14 protein-coding genes are annotated in these 19,128 nt (G+C 48.0%); 6 read left to right on the top strand and 8 right to left on the bottom strand.

What is annotated here, in order from left to right:
• The first annotated feature begins 550 nt into the window (after positions 1 to 550).
• Both EZMO1_RS16470 and EZMO1_RS16475 read left to right on the top strand, forming a co-directional pair.
• A protein-coding gene (locus tag EZMO1_RS16470) for an IS3 family transposase (RefSeq protein WP_145912435.1) occupies positions 551 to 1,658 on the top strand; the annotation gives its coding sequence in 2 pieces (ribosomal slippage) (positions 551 to 819 and positions 818 to 1,658; 1,110 coding nt in all).
• Between the two features lie 350 nt (positions 1,659 to 2,008).
• Entirely contained in the window at positions 2,009 to 2,476 is a 468-nt protein-coding gene (locus tag EZMO1_RS16475; RefSeq protein ID WP_034877082.1) for a hypothetical protein, read from the top strand.
• A gap of 151 nt (positions 2,477 to 2,627) precedes the next feature.
• Here the strand turns inward: EZMO1_RS16475 and EZMO1_RS16480 are convergent, their stop codons facing one another.
• The 4 genes from EZMO1_RS16480 to EZMO1_RS16495 all read right to left on the bottom strand — a co-directional run bounded on the left by EZMO1_RS16480 (position 2,628) and on the right by EZMO1_RS16495 (position 6,771).
• A complete protein-coding gene (locus EZMO1_RS16480; RefSeq protein WP_034877080.1) occupies positions 2,628 to 3,086 on the bottom strand; it encodes a methylglyoxal synthase in 459 nt (152 codons plus the stop codon).
• A 216-nt stretch (positions 3,087 to 3,302) separates the two neighbouring features.
• Complete coding sequence (locus EZMO1_RS16485) at positions 3,303 to 4,613, bottom strand: sodium ion-translocating decarboxylase subunit beta (protein ID WP_034877078.1); 1,311 nt, start codon at positions 4,611 to 4,613, stop codon at positions 3,303 to 3,305.
• Between the two features lie 20 nt (positions 4,614 to 4,633).
• Positions 4,634 to 6,439, bottom strand: a complete 1,806-nt coding sequence (oadA, locus tag EZMO1_RS16490; RefSeq protein ID WP_034877076.1) for a sodium-extruding oxaloacetate decarboxylase subunit alpha — start codon at positions 6,437 to 6,439, stop codon at positions 4,634 to 4,636.
• A gap of 77 nt (positions 6,440 to 6,516) precedes the next feature.
• Positions 6,517 to 6,771 (bottom strand): OadG family protein, encoded by a 255-nt coding sequence (locus EZMO1_RS16495; RefSeq protein ID WP_034877074.1) that lies wholly within the window; start codon positions 6,769 to 6,771, stop codon positions 6,517 to 6,519.
• A 633-nt stretch (positions 6,772 to 7,404) separates the two neighbouring features.
• Between EZMO1_RS16495 and EZMO1_RS16500 the strand changes: the two genes are divergently transcribed.
• The 3 genes from EZMO1_RS16500 to mnmC all read left to right on the top strand — a co-directional run bounded on the left by EZMO1_RS16500 (position 7,405) and on the right by mnmC (position 12,668).
• On the top strand, positions 7,405 to 7,710 hold the full coding sequence (locus EZMO1_RS16500; protein ID WP_034877072.1) for a tRNA-dihydrouridine synthase: 306 nt from the start codon (positions 7,405 to 7,407) through the stop codon (positions 7,708 to 7,710).
• Between the two features lie 8 nt (positions 7,711 to 7,718).
• A complete protein-coding gene (locus EZMO1_RS16505) occupies positions 7,719 to 10,148 on the top strand; it encodes a WD40 repeat domain-containing protein (RefSeq protein ID WP_145912635.1) in 2,430 nt (809 codons plus the stop codon).
• Between the two features lie 504 nt (positions 10,149 to 10,652).
• Positions 10,653 to 12,668: a bifunctional tRNA (5-methylaminomethyl-2-thiouridine)(34)-methyltransferase MnmC2/FAD-dependent 5-carboxymethylaminomethyl-2-thiouridine(34) oxidoreductase MnmC1 gene (gene mnmC / locus EZMO1_RS16515; RefSeq protein WP_034877068.1), complete on the top strand. Its 2,016-nt coding sequence runs from the start codon at positions 10,653 to 10,655 to the stop codon at positions 12,666 to 12,668.
• A 204-nt stretch (positions 12,669 to 12,872) separates the two neighbouring features.
• On the opposite strand, the gene EZMO1_RS16520 is transcribed toward mnmC, so the two are convergent.
• From EZMO1_RS16520 to EZMO1_RS16530, 3 genes are all read right to left on the bottom strand, one after another.
• Positions 12,873 to 14,309: a hypothetical protein gene (locus EZMO1_RS16520; RefSeq protein ID WP_034872942.1), complete on the bottom strand. Its 1,437-nt coding sequence runs from the start codon at positions 14,307 to 14,309 to the stop codon at positions 12,873 to 12,875.
• Between the two features lie 131 nt (positions 14,310 to 14,440).
• Entirely contained in the window at positions 14,441 to 15,139 is a 699-nt protein-coding gene (msrA, locus tag EZMO1_RS16525; RefSeq protein ID WP_034877064.1) for a peptide-methionine (S)-S-oxide reductase MsrA, read from the bottom strand.
• A gap of 50 nt (positions 15,140 to 15,189) precedes the next feature.
• Entirely contained in the window at positions 15,190 to 15,981 is a 792-nt protein-coding gene (locus EZMO1_RS16530) for a M23 family metallopeptidase (protein WP_244886703.1), read from the bottom strand.
• Positions 15,982 to 16,226: 245 nt separating this feature from the next.
• Here EZMO1_RS16530 and EZMO1_RS16535 point away from each other — a divergent pair, with 245 nt between their 5' ends.
• A complete protein-coding gene (locus EZMO1_RS16535) occupies positions 16,227 to 17,729 on the top strand; it encodes a TolC family outer membrane protein (RefSeq protein ID WP_051790126.1) in 1,503 nt (500 codons plus the stop codon).
• Between the two features lie 551 nt (positions 17,730 to 18,280).
• On the opposite strand, the gene hemG is transcribed toward EZMO1_RS16535, so the two are convergent.
• Positions 18,281 to 18,871, bottom strand: coding sequence for a menaquinone-dependent protoporphyrinogen IX dehydrogenase (hemG, locus tag EZMO1_RS16540; RefSeq protein WP_034877060.1), 591 nt, complete (start codon positions 18,869 to 18,871; stop codon positions 18,281 to 18,283).
• Between the last annotated feature and the right edge of the window lie 257 nt (positions 18,872 to 19,128).

A 19,128-nucleotide genomic window follows, 5' to 3' on the forward strand; every position in this document is an offset into this window, starting at 1 on the left:
AGTCAGTCAAAGTGCTGCGGAGATAATCAGATAACAGTCGTCTGTCGTGAAGGCTATGATCGAAAGGATTGAACCATCATCAGAGTGAGAGTTGAGCTAGGTCAAAACTCGACATCTGCCTGTATAGTAAATTACATAATGTAAATTGCCATAAAGGAGGTTTTCAAAACACTCTTCACCAAACTTGCTGACATAGTTATAGCTGATAACAGAAGTCCTGCCTAAACAGATTCTTCACTTAATCTCATTGCCTGCAGCCGCTTAAAATTGCTCCGGCAAACATATCCCATGTACGGTTTTTCCACTATCAGGGCTAATACCTACGCACGTACTAACTTTTTATTAACACGATCAATCAGATTCAACCAGCCTGCAACCATCAGCCACATTTTCAGCTCACTGCATTCTTAATTGCCGTTCTTCCCTAAAAGTAAAATCAATATAATTAAATCCACTCAACAGTGATTTGCATCCTATGATGGACCCCATAAACTGGACAGGTAGCTAAGTTAAGTTTTCTGGCTGTAAGATGACCCTGCAGGAGGGAATCATGACAGCAAAAAGAAAACGACATAAGCCCGAATTTAAGGCACAGGTAGCACTCGAAGCCTACAAGGGCGAAAAGACCATAAACCAGCTGGCAAGCGAACACGAAGTTGCAGCCGTTCAGGTTAGCCAGTGGAAGCGACAGCTACTCCAGGGGGTTCCAGAAGTCTTCGGCAGGGCACGGCCAGAGGTAGATCCAGATGCGCTCACTGCCCCCCTGTATCAGGAGATCGGACGGCTTAAAATGGAGCTGGACTGGTTGAAAAAAAAATCTGGCAATGTCCATTGATGACAAACGGAGATGCATAGACCCGGATCACTCGAAGATCAGCATTCAGCGCCAATGTGAACTGGTTGGGTTAAGCAGGTCAAGCTGGTATTACCAAGCTTCTCCAGCTTTGGAAAGCCCTGAGAATCTGAATCTGATGAGGCTCATTGATGAGCAGTATACACGTACACCGTTTTACGGCAGTCGTAAGATAACTGCATGGCTGAATGAGCAGGGCTTTCCGGTCAACAGGAAGCGTATACAGCGACTTATGAGGCTGATGGGCATACAGGCTGTCGGACCAAAACCGGGCACAAGCCTGAGAAACAAAGAGCATAAGGTTTACCCGTACTTGTTGAACGGCGTTGATATTGTGAGACCCAATCAGGTCTGGAGTACTGATATTACGTACTGCCCGATGCCTCAGGGGTTTATGTATCTGGTTGCCATTATTGACTGGTACAGCCGTTACGTGGTCAGCTGGGAGCTGTCGAACACACTGGATGCAGACTTCTGTATTCATGCGCTGGGTCGAGCTTTGGAACAAGGTGAACCTGATATATTCAACACTGACCAAGGGTGTCAGTTTACCAGTAATGATTTTCTGGCACCTCTTCAGGAACGGGAAATACGTATCAGCATGGACGGGAAAGGGCGAGCACTGGATAACATTTTTGTCGAGAGGCTGTGGCGCTCCGTCAAACATGAATGGCTGTACACGCATGAATTTCAGACTGTTCCAGAGCTTTATACTGGGCTGGATGAATACTTTGAGTTTTACAACACTGAACGATTACACCAGTCGTTGAGTTATAAAACGCCTAAGGCAATTCACTTTGCATGAGGGCTTTGGACCACTGCCAGGACTTAACTTAAATTTGTTGGTTTACTGTCTTGACAGTGGGGTCCACCATATCCTTTTCACTCATCGTATAAAGAATAATTCAGTTAAAGGATTGGTTATTAACAAACCTCTTACATTCAAAAATATTATGAAACAAATAACGTCAGAAATAATCGAACTGCTATGATTCGATTGAATCCAAATTCAACCCTGAAACATTATGCCTAAGTAATGTTAATTTTATTTAGGTATTGTTACCTATACATGCCCTTTTGGGTATTTACTACCATCGTACAACAAATAAAGACATTAACTTAATAATCTGGGATGAATCTTAACTGGAGGCAATAATGAGCAAATACATTTATGCCACTGTCTACGAGCAATTTACCGGGCTTAAACCACCAGAGCCTAAATCACATAAACCAAGACGCAGACGCGGTTATGGTCATCCATACCGAATGCGACTTAACTTGCAGGAAGGTGAACAGGATACACAGGAAATAAACAACGAAGACGATGGCTCAATGGAAGCCGGTGATTCAATTAACAGCTTTGATCACAAGTTCGAAAAACCCAGATTTAACGACTCGTTTGAGATCACTTCAGCCAACTCCGGAATTCATTCCGAAAAAAGTATGAAGCCTCGGTCCGACAGGATCAGAAACCGAAACTATAACCGGTCAACCAAATCAATTTTCTCGAATAACGCGCCATTACAGAGCCCGTCAGAAGATAAATCAACCCGGGCACCCAAAGTCACCTACAAGAAACGCCGTCACTTTGCTGGTCAGGGCGACAGCGTAACCGATGCCTGAAAGCTGAAATCAACACCATCAGCTCACTGAAGAAAACAGAATTCTTTCCAGATCATTCAGTACTGGTCGAATAAGCAGGCTATTGTCCGGTCAGCTTGTTAAGGATATGCGTGCCCACCATTAACCGGCAGGCACGCATATCCGAACAACATCAGAATGATCTGGAACGCAGGTAACTGTCGTAATCGGGAATTCTGCGCTCGTGGCTCGCCTTCATCATGGGCGATGAAAAAACAAAGTCGGCAGAACTTTCGTTACAGGCTACGGGGATATTCCACACCGCTGCAATACGCAGCAAAGCCTTTACATCCGGATCGTGAGGCTGAGACTCAAACGGATCCCAGAAAAACACCAGCAAATCCAGCTTGCTCTCGGAAATCAGAGCGCCTATCTGCTGATCACCCCCCAATGGACCACTGATAAATTTATGAATGGGCAAACCGAGATGGCGCTCCAATAAAGCGCCAGTCGTACCGGTTGCAAATAATTCATGATTCACCAGTTCCTCTTTGTGACGCATCGCCCAGCTTATCAGCTCATCTTTTTTGTTGTCGTGAGCAACCAGCGCAATGCTTTTTTTCACTGGAACCTTATGACTCTTGTATTCCATCAATCAACCTGAATACTCGTTGAAAAAAACATGTTTTACGGTTAACCCTGCCCACTGTCAATTTTAAGGGGTGAGCCAAATCAATAGAGTTTTATTTTTCCTCAATATAACCAATCAATCAGATTTAATTTAAAGACAATTTCCGAAAACAATAAAAAAATCCGGCACTCAAAAGAATGCCGGATTTTTTATCGATAACCGCTCGATGTAAAGTGATTACATACCGGAAAGGTATTTAATCATGACACCGGCTGCTACCGCAGAGCCAATAACACCCGCTACGTTCGGACCCATAGCGTGCATCAGCAGGAAGTTCTGCGGATTCGCTTCCAGACCCACTTTATTGGCAACACGGGCTGCCATTGGTACAGCAGAGACACCGGCAGAACCAATCAGCGGATTCACCTTATGCTTGCTGACCTTATTCATCAGCTTCGCCATCAGCAGACCGGTCGCAGTACCAATACAGAACGCCACGATACCCAGAGTCAGAATACCCAGCGTTTCAGGCTGCAGGAACTTGTCAGCCACCAGTTTGGAACCAACCGCCAATCCCAGGAAGATCGTTACGATGTTGATCAGTGCGTTCTGAACGGTATCAGACAAGCGTTCAACCACGCCACACTCTTTCATCAGGTTACCAAAGCAGAACATACCCAGCAGCGGTGCCGCATCTGGCAGCAACAAAGCAACCAGCACTAACAGCAGCAGAGGGAACACAATACGTTCGGTCTTGCTGACTGCACGCAACTGCACCATGGTAATCTTACGCTCTTCCTCAGTGGTCAGCGCCTTCATAATAGGCGGCTGAATCAGAGGTACCAGAGCCATGTAAGAGTAAGCCGCTACCGCAATCGCACCCAACAGTTCCGGTGCCAGCACGCTGGACACATAGATGGCTGTCGGACCATCAGCACCACCGATAATACCGATAGCCGCCGCATCCGCCAGGCTGAAATTCATCAGACCCAGAGAGCTCAGACCTACAGCGCCCAGCACGGTGGCAAAGATACCGAACTGCGCTGCCGCACCCAGAAACAGAGTTTTAGGGTTTGCCAGCAGAGGGCCGAAGTCCGTCATGGCACCGACACCCATGAAGATCACCAGCGGCGCAACACCGGTCGCAATCGCTACTTCATAAAAGGTATACAAGACACCGTTCGAGTAACCGAAGTCAGCCACCACGGCATTCACCACCTGCTGAACAGCAACACCCGCTTCATTATAAAGGCTCACCAGCTCATAGGGCGTTACACCTGTCACTTCCACCTCAAGGGCTGCTGCAACAGCAGCCACCACATGAGGATGAGCGATAGACATAGCCTGCTCTATGGCAGGAAGCGCCAGACCAGCTGCCGGGATGTTCGCCATAATGCCACCAAAGCCAATCGGCACCAACAACAACGGTTCGAACTGTTTGCGGATCGCCAGATACAGCAGGACAAAGCCCACAACAATCATGGCAAATGAACCGACATCCATATTGTACAGGCCGGAGCCGTACCAAAGGTTAAGCACCTTATCCATTTTTGCTATCGCCCCCTAAATCAGGCAATGGCCAGCAGAGTGTCGCCTACTACAACACTGTCGCCTTCACGAACACCCACGGAAGTCACCTTACCGCTGCGTGGTGCGCGCACCTCGGTTTCCATTTTCATGGCTTCCAGAATCAGCAACACGTCGCCTTCGTTCACCGCATCACCGGCAGCAACGTTCACTTTCCAGATATTACCTGCCAGAGGTGCAGGCATAGGCTCACCTTCACCGGCAGGCTCAGCAACAGGTGCTGGTGCAGCGGCAGGAGCAGCAGCGGTCGCAACACTGGATACATCGCCACCTTCGCTGACCTCAACCACATAGCTGTTGCCGTTTACCTTCACACTGTAAACACCGGTATCGGATGCAGCGGCTTTTTTAGCGGCTGGCGCAGCTGGTGCTTTCTCTTCAACCTCTTCAGTACCCGGAGCAGGCTCGAACGCATCGGCATTGCCACGGTTCTGCAGGAATTTCAGACCTACCTGCGGGAACAAGGCATAAGTCAGAACGTCGTCTACTTCGTCAGAAGCCAGCTTGATACCTTTCTCACCAGCAACGTCTTTCAGCTCAGCAGTCAGCTTGTCCATTTCAGCTTCCAGCAGATCCGCCGGACGACAGGTGATCGCTTTCTTACCATCCAGAACACGCGCCTGCAGTTCCTTGTTGAATGGAGCCGGTGCTGCACCGTACTCACCCTTCAGGATGCCCTGGGTTTCCTTGGAGATAGACTTGTAGCGCTCGCCGGTCAGAACGTTCAGTACAGCCTGAGTACCAACAATCTGGGAGGTCGGGGTCACCAGTGCGATCATACCCAGATCCTTACGAACACGAGGGATCTCTTTCAGCACTTCATCAAACTTGTCAGAAGCACCCTGCTCACGCAGCTGGTTTTCCATGTTGGTCAGCATGCCACCCGGCACCTGCGCCACCAGAATACGGGAGTCAACACCACGCAGGGCGCCTTCAAACTTGGCATACTTCTTACGGACTTCGCGGAAGTAGGAAGCAATTTCTTCCAGCTTGCCCAGATCCAGACCGGTATCACGATCCGTACCCTGCAGAGCAGCAACAATAGACTCGGTAGGAGAATGGCCGTAAGTCATGGACATGGAAGAGATGGCGGTATCCACACGATCAATACCCGCTTCCACAGCTTTCAGAATGGACATGGAAGACAGACCGGAAGTAGCGTGGCAATGCAGGTGCAGTTCCAGATCGGTTTCTTTCTTCAGGCGAGTCACCAGATCAAAGGCATCGGTCGGGGTGATGATGCCAGACATGTCTTTGATGCACAGAGAGTCTGCGCCCATGTCTTCAATCTGCTTGGCCAGACTCAGCCACATATCAGTGGTATGTACTTCACTGGTCGTATAAGACAGGGTGCCCTGAGCGTGACCACCGTGACGTTTAACCGCCTGCATAGCCTGTTTCAGGTTGCGTGGATCGTTCATGGCATCAAAGACACGGAACACATCCATACCGTTTACGCAGGCACGCTCAACAAACTTGTCTACCACATCGTCTGCGTAGTGACGGTAGCCCAGCAGGTTCTGACCACGCAGCAGCATCTGCTGCCTGGTTTTTGGCATAGCCTTTTTCAGCGCACGCAGACGCTCCCATGGATCTTCGCCCAGAAAACGGATGCAGGAATCGAAAGTGGCTCCACCCCAGGTTTCCAGAGACCAGAAGCCAATGTCGTCCAGTTTCTCAGCGATTGGCAGCATATCTTCGATACGCATACGGGTCGCAAACAGTGATTGATGCGCGTCACGCAATACAACGTCGGTAATACCCAGTGGTTTCTTTACGTTGGCCATTGGTGAAGGATCTCCCCTAAATGACAAGTTTCAATTACACAAAATTCGTTTTTATGGCTCTGTTCGCGAGAGCCTTATCAAGACTGTTTATCCCGGTGCATCTTTATGGCTGCAGAGATTGCCGCCACCAGCTCGGTATCATCGGAAGCCGTCGCAGCTGGAGCCGCCGCTCTTGGAGCAGGCGCTGCCGGTAATGGGTCTGGAAAAAAGCGGGTCACCACTTTCGACATGGTTGATGTCACACCCACCAACGAAGTCAGAAACAGGAATACAAACCCCATTCCGAACAACATGAGGTTCACACCTTCCAGAAACAGATCAGATGAAACCATACGGCTCTAGTCCTTTGCTTAATTAGTGAGCGGAAATTGTGCCTGCCGACTATTCACCTACCGAGCATGCCCCGCATCGGCCATTCAGGTGATGTATCCATGAAAAGCAACATTCCGTTGTGATGTTTACTTTGATTTCACAGAGACTGGCGCAATCTAAAAACTTTTATAAAATTCCGGTCGCACAGATGCTTAACTCATTAACCAATAAGCACCCATCGCGCATTCTGCACAAATTACATACAATCGCAGTTTGACGGGTAATAATCTGCTACAGCGGCACCGTATTTGCACGAACTCAAATCAATAGAACTACATACTTTCGGTAAATACTGATTTGACGCCTTTTTTTTCGTTTATTATTTGAACGACATGAACAAGAAGAGCCTGAACAAAAACAAACTACACCACAGACGCCAGAGTTTACTCAGGGTCTGAAAACGTCAGGTATTTTTTAAAAAAGCTCTTTATGCATCTCAGTGAGCACCTTCTGATTGCGAACTGAGTAGCAAACACGGTTTGTTGCACTTGAAAATTCTGCTAAATTCCACTCGCTGCTGACAAATCAAACAAACTGTCTACTAAATATCCGACGACCAAATAACGATCAAACCAACTACCCATGCCAAATTGATGAATCATATTACTCTCGCCCCGATGGAAGGCGTTATTGACTATCTGCTACGGGAGCTGCTTAGCGAAATCGGAGGCATTGATCTGTGTGTCACCGAGTTTATCCGCGTTACCGGCACCCGGTTACCTGCTTCGGTTTTTCATCGCATCTGTCCGGAGCTGAAACAGGGCTGCCAGACACGCTCAGGCACCCCTGTCCATATCCAGTTTCTGGGCAACAATCCACAACTACATATGACCATGAGCAAGCCAATCAAAATCGCTGGACAAGGAAGAACGATGAGTAATACCAATTCCGCTTTCTAAATATGATCATGAGCAAGCCATTCTGGGTCGCGGGACAATACCCTGAAGGGCATAAAGGCGGAACGACGAGTAATAGCCAGCTATTGCGAGGAGTTCTGACGCCGAACCAGCGGTTTGGAATAGCTGCGCAATTCATATTTATACTCAAACGCCTTCAAGATGTTCATCGTAACTCGGCTACAGCCCTTTATTTACAAGGCTTAATGATGAAAAAATCCAGCACCTTGAAGTTCAATGGGTATAGAATACGAAATTGGTATTATGCACTATGTGGAACTATGCTGTGCCGTTCACGTACGGCTTTTTGGGTGGATACAATGTTTTCACAGCTAAAGGCATTACTGCTTTTCGTATATGCACTTTGCCTATTCACGATAGCAGGCCACTCGTATGCTTGGAATGACACTGATATTTTACTTTCACCTCAACAACACTCTGATCAGGTAGTGGCTGGCAATGACAGTTCATCATCTTATTACAGTGATGACGAGATGCCGGATATGTGGAAGAAGCCCAGAGGCTACTTTGTCGGAACGCTTGGGGAAATTCTGATGACTTTACCCCTGTTTAATCGGATGGACAGGGAAGCAGCGCAGCAGAAATGGTCGTATATCGTCAGTTTTCCTTTGAAAAAAAAGGGCGAGAAGCCTGAAGTCTCGACTGACCAAAGTGTAGAAAGCCCGGATCAAACAGCAACGTCTTCTGCTGCTGGTAGCAGTATTAACAACCCCAATGATCTTACAGGATCAAACGATGGGCAGCCTCCCAACCAAGAATTAATTCAACATACTCACGGGGCTTGCTGTCATGCTTCAGGGTGCAATGGTGGACGCTGCCAATGCAAGGAGTGCTCGACAAACTCAATAGAACTGCCCACTGCCAATAAAATAAAAGTTGATGGAAGTACTGATGAAAAAAAAGATCAACCTGTCGCCAATGTTCTCAAGCTATCCAGACAAAGGAAAGTTAAAAGCACACCGTTGGCAAGCTCATCTCAAGACAGGCTTTCTTCCGGGATACACGAGCCTGTATGCACATACAACATAGATATATCGCGTTTTGCCACCATTCATGTTTTACCAAATGGGCAAATAGTTTCATTCTGGAGTGATTCCGAGACGTTGACAGTACATAACCTCATGCCACAAGTTTATAGCAACGCTCAATTCAGCGCTGATCACAGTACCTCTACACATAGCCGGAACGTATATGAAATTACATCCACTGACTTTATTACTGATACTCATGCCCGCGAAAGTTCCTTATCCCAAATTGCGAATAATAGTCATCTCGTTCCCTTATTGGGACATACCAAGGAAATATGTGGCGTATTCGTTAAGCGTGATGGACGCATTGTCACCTGGTCAAAGGATCAAACCATCCGTGTTTGGACAGAGCAAAATGGCTATTGGTCTTCGGTAAAAACAGAGGTAGACAAGAACATTGATTATGCTTGGTCAATGCGAGAGTTGATTGATGGCCGTTTACTTTTTTATAACCCTTCATCCAGGGTCACTTTAGTGCTCTCTGACCATGGATATGGTTGGGAGTATGAGACGATCAATAACCATATCGGGGAACTTAGAGACGGGCGTTTATACCAATGGACCCCTGAAGGTTTGCAAATCTGGCGTCAGAATAGCGATGAAGCTCCTTCCTACTTACCTCTCTATGAAAATGCTCATGTGCTATCACAGCTCGAGGATGGGCGTATTATCACACAAACTATGGAGGGTGGCCTTAGTGATAGTGATAGCTACATCAGGTTGTGGACCGAGCAAGAAGATAGAACTTGGATATCCTGTCTTTTAGGGCAATATTCCCTAAACAGAATTTTTGCTATCAATAACCATCGTATAGTTTTATACAATTCGCGCTCTTTCATAGTTCTTACTGAAGTCGGAGACCAGTGGATTCCATCAAATCATGTAAGCATCCCCGAAGATCATAGACAAGATAACCTTCATGTTCTGAAAAACGGTCAGATTGTAACAACAGGAGAGTCCTTCAAAAATTCTCGCGGAGCCCTGATTTGGAAAGAGCATCAAAACCAATGGTACCCAGAGAGTCTTTTGGATGAAAACGGAATTCCTATTATATTTGACCATGTCATTATGCTTCAGGATGGAAGGTGGGTATCCTGGTCAGATAACTTTGAGCTCTGTGAATTAAGAATCTGGGCTTACATTGATGGGCACTATTCCTCTACCCTTTTATCAGGCCTGAGCTGGGCATACCTGGCAGATAGCTCTAGGTCCAGTCGATTAATCTGGGCTTACACTTATATGCGCTATTACTCTAACCCTTTATTATTGAGTAAACATTCGAAAGTTTTTGAATTGCCTGGCGGCTGGTTAGCAGCCGTGTCTAGTATCCCAAAATACAGTAATGTTAAAGTTTGGAACTTATTTCCTGAGCGAGGCAAACTACAAAAATAAGAAATAGTCCGCAAATTGATTCTTGCTCCACATTAGAGAATGACGTGTATAATAGTACAACTTATTTAAGTTCGCCTTAGGCATTGCAGCACAAGGGATTCCGCAGCCACTTTTGGAAGCCTGTTTCATTAAACCCACTGATTTGGACCTGAAATTACGTATTTCTGGCAGGTCCATGTGCTTTGGCAGCCCTGTATTTGCCGTTAAATGGCAATATTATACCAATTCCGCTTTCTAAATATGACCATGACAAGCCATTCTGGGTCGCGAGACAATACCCTGAAGGGCATAAAGGCCGAACGACGAGTAATAGCTGGCTTTTGCGAGGAGTTCTGACGCCGAACCAGCGGTTTGGAATGGCTGCGCAATTCATGTTTAGAAAGGGGAATTGGTATTAGAGCATCTCAGGGCAATAGGAACTCATAAAGCCCTATTTTAGCGGGTTTCATGAAGTACCTTGATACACGTAATTCTCTAAACTGGAGAACTTAACAGAAAACAACCATGAGCACATCAGATAATATCAAGACGACTCATGCCCGGCTGGAATGGCGTGAAAACGGACAACCCGTTTCCAGCCAGTACAATGACATTTACTTTTCCACCCAGTCCGGGGTGGAAGAGACGGTTCATACCTTTATAAAGCCCAACCAACTGCCTGAACGCTTTACCGGGCTGAGTACCGGTGAGTGTTTCACCATTGCTGAAACAGGGTTTGGCACCGGACTCAGTTTTTTATGTGCCTGGCAGTTGTTTGATGATCTGGCTGTCAATGGTGCCCGCCTGCACTTTATCAGTACTGAAAAACACCCATTGCAGCGGCAGGATTTTCAGCGGGCACTGAGTCTCTGGCCACTATTAAAGAAGCAAACGTCAGAGCTGACTGGCATTTACCAGCCCGCCTGTCAGGGACAACAGCACTTTGTATTTGCCGGTGGACGCGTCCGCCTTACCCTGCTGATTGGTGAAGTACAGGACACACTGCCCGATTTGTACGGCAGCGTCGATGCCTGGTTTCTGGACGGATTTTCCCCTTCCAAAAACCCCGACATGTGGAGCATCAACCTGTTCGAAATCATGGCACAAAAAAGCCATGAACAGACCACCTTCGCTACCTTCACAGCTGCCAGAATGGTACGGGATGGCCTTACCCGGTCAGGATTCAATGTAGAAAAAGCCTCTGGCTATGGAAAAAAACGGGATATGCTCTTTGGGCAGTTCCGACATACCACAAGCCTTTCCAGCGTTCGGCCTGAATGGCAGCTCCCAAAGGCGACTGCCGTACAACAGCAGCATGCTGTCATCATTGGCGGAGGTCTGGCAGGCACCTCTACTGCCCGGTCGCTCGCACAGCGAGGCTGGCAGGTAACCCTGCTGGAACAGCACCCACAGCTGGCAGCCGAAGCCTCCGGAAATCCACAGGGCATTATCTATGCCAAACTGTCACCTCATCACACGCCACTGAGCCGGTTCATCCTGCAAGGTTATCTATACAGTATCAACCTGCTGAACCAGTTAAACGACCATCAGTCGCCATTCTGGTATCAGACCGGTGTCATTCAGTTCCCAACCTCCGAAAAAGAGCTTAATCGTTATCAGGCACTGGCAGAGCAGCTCCCGAAAGACCTGCTGTATATGGCTGGTGCTGAACAGATAGAAACATTAAGCGGTTTCAGCATACATCATGAAGGACTTGTGTTCCCTGAAGCGGGCTGGGTCAAACCCGCTGAATTCTGCCATTCTCTGTCTGACCACCCAGCCATTAAGATCAAAACAGGACACAATGTTTCCTCCCTTGAGAAAGACGACAACGAGTGGATACTCCTCAACGAACAGGGTAAAGAAATCATCCGCTCAGAAGTGGTTGTTGTCGCAGCAGGCACCCATTGCCGCAAACTATCGGTACTTGAGCATCTGCCTGTCAAAGCGATACGTGGACAAATCACTCAGCTAGCACAAACCGACAACAGTCGCCGATTATCTGCCTGCCTATGCAGTGAAGGGTATATTGCGCCAGCCGCCGGGAACGAGCACACGCTGGGAGCGACTTTTGACTTTAACGACAGTTGCCAATCCGTTCGCAGCGGCGATCATCAGCGCAATATCGCCATGCTCGCCGACCGGTTCCCCGGTGTTTTTTCTGCCTTTAATGAAAACTCATCCAATCCGGTCATTACCGGAGGGCGAACAGCCTTTCGCTGCACAACCCCTGACTACCTGCCTCTGGTCGGTCCCGTCATTAACAGGGATGCATTTCTCCATACATTCGCAGCTTTACAAAAGAATGCCAAAACCCTCATTGATGGCAAGCCTGAATACCTGCCAGGGCTGTATATCAACACCGGACACGGCTCAAGAGGACTGGTTACAGCACCATTGTCCGGTGAAGTGATTGCCTCCATGATCTGCGGTGACAGTAACGTTGTCGAATACTCACTGCTGGAAGCACTCAATCCAACCCGGTTTCTCATCAGGGATGTGATCAAAGGCAATGTTCAGGTAAACGGAAAAAGCAACTAAGTAGATACCGAACCACTAGTCGTATATTTACTCAAGGCAGGAATGCAATAGAGGCACTATCTTTCAGAGCATCAATCAAGTTAGTCCTGAAGGATACTCGTTCAGCAAACTGCGTCCGGACAGCACTCCCCTCTTCGAGTCTGTCCGGTTTTTTTTGCCTCAATCTCTTCTATCAGATGGGTGAAAGTCTCATATTGACTGGTACTATAATTCCAAGTCACCTTTCTGCATGGGGAATGGGATGACATTGTCCATACCCACTTCCGTGACCTTGGCGCAGTAGGTCACCGCCAGTAACTTCCAGCCATTGTCGAACATGCCACTCTGAATTAATGACCTTGCTGTCAAAATACCTTGGCCTCCGGGATGCCGCCACCTCATTCCAGAACACTTCATTCGCTGCGTTACCAAGGTTTTACAAGTAGCCTCAATAACCCCTGAGCCTATTGGCAAGTTGTGCGACAAGTGTTCAGCATAGTTCATGCGGGTTCGATTACTTCTGAAGTACTCCAGCTCTGTTTTCAACTTCGATCGACGAGGGTGTCGTTTATGCTGGTAAGCCAGAGCTTTGATGACTTTTTCAACACCTTCGGGCTCCTCTTTGAGGATGTGGCGATAGGTGATGAACTTTTCTCTGGATTTGTTGCTGTTTTCACCATAGGACAGGTCAAACGCTTTCTTCAGGTGCTCTGCGGCATGATAGAAGTCTACAACCTCGTGACCTTCAGGGAGTTCATTGGCAAGGTAGGTCCAGTTGTCTTTTGCCCCATCAGCGACTTTAACAAGCGTCAGATCTGGCCTCTGTCGAAGAGCTTCGCTCAGGAGTGCGGAGAGTGATTGTTTCAAAGTCACTTTCTTGCTTTCAGGCATTCGACTCATCCTGACCGTTGAGAGGCGTTCACCCTGTGCATCGTAAAACGACAATGTTCCACAACTGGCCTCCTGACAGCCAGCAGGGCCACGGGTTCGCTTGCCATCGACTCTATTCTGTTCCCGCTTTTCCTGACGTTTACCATCTTTCATCGGCAACATGACGCCATCAAGAGAAGCGGCCGCAGTCACAGCTTCTTCAGGAACCTTGACGCTTTCCCAGAGAAAGTCTTCAAAGGCTTCCCTATTGGGTTCCCACTGCGCATTGAACTTTTTGGGTAGTCTGGCCAGAGAGCTTTCCGAGGGCGTCATGTTCCCTATCAGATCAAGTAGGCTTTTAGCCTCTCCGGGAGGCATTTGCGCAACCATCCAGACAGCTTGTTTAGCTGCTTTTGGTGTCCAATACCCCTCTACAATACCTGCCTGTAGCTCCAAAGGGATGATAGAGTGATCCTTACCGTTACGATAGAGCGTACGCAAAACCCGGACAGGGCCGACAGCGGATTGATAAGTTTCTGAAGATCGCAACACCCGATGGTAACAGACACCGCTTACCTCAATCGCAGGAACGTCAATATCAAGCCCGGTCAGGTCTTCTGCCAGAACGCTTTGCTCTGCTTCGATAAAGAGTTTATGGATCTCACCTTCATAGTCTTCAAAGTGCTTGATTGGGCTGTGTTCCTGACGAAGAACGGCCAGTTTTTGCTCAAGCTGTTGGATAGCATGACAAGAAAAATTGGCGGCTTCAGCTAGTGGCTGACATACTTGCATCGGGGCGGCCTTTCACTGTTGCGGTATCTTTTACAGTAACCATCATAGCGGTGTTTGGCCGTTCCTATGTAAGTCCAGAGAAAATTTGTAGCTGCTGTATAAACCACGGACGGCAAGCCCAGAAAAAATGGTCAGTATGAGACTTTCACCCTATCAGATACTGGCAGCTCAGTCGGTAAACAAACACCGGCTCCCCCAAGGCCACAATAACCATTTACGTGTTTGGCCAGATACTGCTGGTGATACTCTTCAGCGTAATAGAAGTCAGGGGCTGAACGAACTTCCGTAGTCACTGCACTATTTACAGTATCAACGCCTTTTCCTGCACGAATCATTGCTGACTGAAAAGCTACCTGAAAAGCTACCTTTGCTGCTTCAGCCAGATAATATTGTTCATCAGTGGTTGTATAAATCACCGAACGATACTGCGTGCCAATATCATTGCCCTGACGCATACCCTGGGTTGGATCATGAGACTCCCAGAACAGCTTCAATAATGTCTGCGCAGAAATCAGTGCCGGATCAAACACCACCAGCACTACTTCGGCATGCCCTGTTCCACCGGAGCAGACCTCTTCATAAGAAGGGTTTGGCGTATGCCCTCCCGAATAACCGACGGCGGTTGTCCAAACACCTGACGATTTCCAGAACAGTCGCTCTGCCCCCCAGAAACACCCCATGCCAAAATAAATGACTTCACAATTGTCCGGAAAAGGCGCCAGAATAGGGCGACTATGTACAAAGTGTCGTCCACTCAGGGAAACCGGCTCTTTCCGGCCGGGCAGTGCCTCTTCGATAGAAGGAATACTCTGCTTGCTGTAAACGGTCATAAATCTCTCCCGGGAGCTATTTTCCCTGCTATTGCGATAGCCCCAAAAACTCACTGCATCATCAGGGCCGGATCAAGCCGGACGTCGAACCAGTTTATACGCCAGTCAAGGTGCGGACCTGTTACACGACCCGTCGCACCTATTTTGCCAATCAGCTGACCTCGCTCAACGGTTTCCCCTTCTTTAACATCAATAGCACTTAAATGCAGATAACTGCTGGAAATACCAAACCCGTGATCAATAATGATGGTACCACCTGAAAAATAAAGATCCTCATGGGCCAGTCTGACAATGCCGTCTGCTGCTGAAACAACGGGGTGCCCAGTGGGGGCGGCAAAGTCGATACCATAGTGAGGCCTGCGGGGCTCTCCATTAAAGTAACGTTGACTGCCATAGATTCCGGTAATCCGCCCTCTGGCTGGCTGCGTAAACCCGGAAAAGAAATCATCAGCCGGTGTATCAAACTGCCGGGATTGTCCCACACGCTTTGCCTCAGTGCGTATACGGTGCAAAACATCCGGAGCCGGCTGAACGTATTTTCGAGCGACACCATCAATATGCTGTATATCATATTCACGGGATTTTAAGGCAAGGCTGACTTTCTCCGAGCGACCATCGTTATGCAACAGTTTAAAAGACTGCTGTAGTTCAGCATCCCTGCCAAAGCCGATAATAAACTGCCCGTCATCCGACACACGAACCTGCCTGCCCTTGTAATGTACTTCAGTTCCACTTTTAACAACCCCAACATAAAAGCCACCCGGTTTAAGTCTCGAACTGAGGCGACCAGTGTCGCTGGCAAAGACCTGAAGCGAGCAGAAAACCATCAGTAGAGTTAGCACCTTTACCATCAAGCTATTTTCCTTTTTATAAAGACAGTGCCTTTCCAAACCAATATAAAAAAACCTTATACGAATGGCAATTCCCTGCAAATTTCAAAAACTATGCTAGTTTCAATCTGGTCAGACAGGTGACTGAGGGTTAGCTCTGTTCTTTTTCTGTGGATCTTACGAAAGCTCCGTTACCGATGAACCCGTGAATCCATGAAAAGTATCACTACAGAAAACCTGCGACACCAAAAACAACCATGGCCGAGACACCTGAATACTGCCTCGACTATGACAAAAACCCGGCTTTCGCAAACATACGCCATAGTGAAGAGACCCGGATAAGGCTTATTGACATACAGCCAGACATCCGGTTTATGGCAAAGAGATTCGGAACCACTTTACCAAGCTTTGATGATTCAGAGGAACACGCCTCCATGAAAATACTTCGTGCTTCAGCCCCTGCCTTGTTGGTCGCTGCTGCCCTTCAGGGCTCAGGTGCCCATGCGGTATCACTGGAGGAAGCGATAACACAAACCCTGGTAAGCAACCCACAGGCACAAGCCTCCTATAATCGCTATCAGGCCAGTCAGGAAACCGTCAAGGCAGCCCGTGGTGGCTATCTGCCCACATTAGACTGGAAAGCCGGAATTGGTCACGAACGTCTCGATAATCCAATAACTGAAAAAGCAGGCACCAAAGATAAAGACTTCAGGCCCAAAGAGAATGCCCTTACCCTGAATCAGAACCTGTTTGATGGTTTGTCCACCACCAATGAATACCGCAAAACCAAAGAGCTGCAACACGGTCGCAAAGAACAGTTACGCACAAAAGCTGAAAGCCTTGCTCTGGAAGTCGCCGACGTCTATCTGAAACTACTGGAGAACCGTCGTCAGGTGACACTGTCCAAAAACAATCTTGCGTCCCATGAACGCATTTACAAGCTGATCCAGCAGCGCTCCGACCAGGGCGTTGCAAACCAGTCAGATCTGTACCAGATTGAAGGCCGTCTGGCGCGTGCCCGTGCCAACCTGATCAGTGCCCGCAATAACCTTGAAGATTCTGAAACCCAGTACCTTCGACTGGTCAATCAGGCTGCCGATGATCTGATTATGCCCCATCTTGATGAACAGACACTTCCGACGGATCTGGAACAGGCTCTGACGATTGCTCTTCAGGATCATCCGGCCATCCATTCCAGCAATTACGACCTGAGCGCCTCTCAATATGGCTATGACCAGACACGCAGTGCTTTCCTGCCCACGGTTGATCTGTCACTGAGCCAACGCTGGGACAAAGACATCAATGGTTTGAAAGGTCGCCATGAAGACACCATGGCCATGCTGACCATGAAGTACAACCTGTTCCACGGTGGCTCTGACAGTGCCCGCCGTCAGGAAGCAGCCTATAGAGTTGAAGAAAGCCGAGCCATGCAGCAAGACACTCAGCGCATGATCAAGGAAACCCTGAGAATTGCTTGGGCTGCAATGGAAAACCTGAGTGCAGAAGAGCCCTACCTGAAAAAGCATATGGACTCCAGCGCCCAGACGGTGAAGGCCTACCAGAAACAGTTCGAGCTGGGCAAACGTACCCTGCTTGACCTGCTCGACAGCGAGAATGAAAATTTTCAGGCTCAGCGCGCCTATACCACCGCCATTCATCGCAGCCTGTTTGCCCGCTACCGCGTATTAAATGGTCTGGGGCATCTTATGCAGCAACTGAATATCGGCCTGCCTTCCAACTGGCAAATAGTGGACAGCTGATCATCAACTACCTGACCCTCTGAATCTGACGGAAACTAAAGTTAGGCTGGCGGTTTGAAGCGGGTCAGGTCAAGATATGAATCAATGGCACTGACTCAAGGACAAACCCCATGAAGCAGTGGCTCTGTGGCTCTGCAAGCTATTTCGACGAGTTCGGGCTGTAGGTTGGGACGAGCGGAACGCGACCTCCCAACACGGTGACTATCCACATGTCACTGCAACACTACAGCCATCAACTCTATGCCCATATCAAGAGACTCACCGTATTGGGAGTCACTTCGTTCGTCCCAACCTACAGCCCTTTGCTTTCAAGAGATGAGCGCTTAAGTCAACGCTATTGAGACATGGATGTCTTTGCCTTTTCGTTTTGCTCTTTCCATACCCTGCTTAATGCTGATATGTTAAATGAGTAATTGTTTGAAAGCCCTTAGAAATAACAACAATAAAAACAGGACTCAGACATGGATCAGATTATTCTTGCTCTATCACTCATCATGCCTGCAATTTATGGCTTTGCTCTGATGCTGCCCCTTTGCAAAGAATAAGCCTTCTCATGCAGAGGCTTCTATAGTTTGGATAGCATGCTCAGGTTTCTCCTGAGCATCACTCGCCAGACAAGATATTACGTTGTCACAAAATTCATCAACCCTCCCCCAGTCGGTATACTCGATATCCTTCGAAGTATCCGTACTCCCGCCCGTTAGTTTCATAATCAGCTGAATAGCCAGCCGGTTAAACAGATCATAACGGGAATACTGCAAAGCACCGGCAAACACATCCACAAGATCCGGTTTCCACTGGGTTCTGGCGAGGTATTTTTGCAGGTAGCGATTATTATCAGGTTGGCACCGCTCTGGTTTTCTGGCCGTTAAATTAACGGAAAAGAAAAAGCTGGGTTTGTCATTCAGGAGCTGACTGTATTTCTCAACAAACTCACAAAACTCTCTGTGGTGATGTCCATAACGGATAGAGCAGCCCAGAACAAACGCATCAAAGCTATTTAAATGGGTACTCAGTAATGGGTCCCGAACATCAAACAGTATCGTCCGAAAACCACTGGCTTCCATCTTTGCTTTGACCGCATTGAGAATCTTGACGGTCTGCCCTTCACGAGTTTGGTACAGCAAGGCAAGTTTTAACATGTGCAATCCACTCGTTGTGTTTTTTTCTAGGAGGCTGTCCGAGAATAGCGCCCGTAGCGAGGATCGTAGAAAATTGAGGATAAAAATTCGGTTTTGAGAGGAGAATAGCGAGCTATTTGACGAACAAAATCGGATTTTTAGACCAATTTACTACGACCGCAGTAGGGCAGACTATTCTCGGACAGGCTCATAGGTACGATTGTACCAGCAAAAAAGCCGCGTATTACAGGGCAGCCACTGTAAATCTGTTTCATAAT

The organism is Endozoicomonas montiporae CL-33 (assembly GCF_001583435.1).
Lineage (GTDB): Bacteria > Pseudomonadota > Gammaproteobacteria > Pseudomonadales > Endozoicomonadaceae > Endozoicomonas_A > Endozoicomonas_A montiporae.

What these genes read in the sequence shown, in the direction of transcription:
- EZMO1_RS16475 (WP_034877082.1), top strand. Translation starts at nt 2,009, where the DNA reads ATGAGCAAATACATTTATGCCACTGTCTACGAGCAATTTACCGGGCTT.
- EZMO1_RS16480 (WP_034877080.1), bottom strand. Translation starts at nt 3,086, where the DNA reads ATGGAATACAAGAGTCATAAGGTTCCAGTGAAAAAAAGCATTGCGCTG.
- EZMO1_RS16485 (WP_034877078.1), bottom strand. Translation starts at nt 4,613, where the DNA reads ATGGATAAGGTGCTTAACCTTTGGTACGGCTCCGGCCTGTACAATATG.
- oadA (WP_034877076.1), bottom strand. Translation starts at nt 6,439, where the DNA reads ATGGCCAACGTAAAGAAACCACTGGGTATTACCGACGTTGTATTGCGT.
- EZMO1_RS16495 (WP_034877074.1), bottom strand. Translation starts at nt 6,771, where the DNA reads ATGGTTTCATCTGATCTGTTTCTGGAAGGTGTGAACCTCATGTTGTTC.
- EZMO1_RS16500 (WP_034877072.1), top strand. Translation starts at nt 7,405, where the DNA reads ATGAATCATATTACTCTCGCCCCGATGGAAGGCGTTATTGACTATCTG.
- EZMO1_RS16505 (WP_145912635.1), top strand. Translation starts at nt 7,719, where the DNA reads ATGAGCAAGCCATTCTGGGTCGCGGGACAATACCCTGAAGGGCATAAA.
- mnmC (WP_034877068.1), top strand. Translation starts at nt 10,653, where the DNA reads ATGAGCACATCAGATAATATCAAGACGACTCATGCCCGGCTGGAATGG.
- EZMO1_RS16520 (WP_034872942.1), bottom strand. Translation starts at nt 14,309, where the DNA reads ATGCAAGTATGTCAGCCACTAGCTGAAGCCGCCAATTTTTCTTGTCAT.
- msrA (WP_034877064.1), bottom strand. Translation starts at nt 15,139, where the DNA reads ATGACCGTTTACAGCAAGCAGAGTATTCCTTCTATCGAAGAGGCACTG.
- EZMO1_RS16535 (WP_051790126.1), top strand. Translation starts at nt 16,227, where the DNA reads ATGGCCGAGACACCTGAATACTGCCTCGACTATGACAAAAACCCGGCT.
- hemG (WP_034877060.1), bottom strand. Translation starts at nt 18,871, where the DNA reads ATGTTAAAACTTGCCTTGCTGTACCAAACTCGTGAAGGGCAGACCGTC.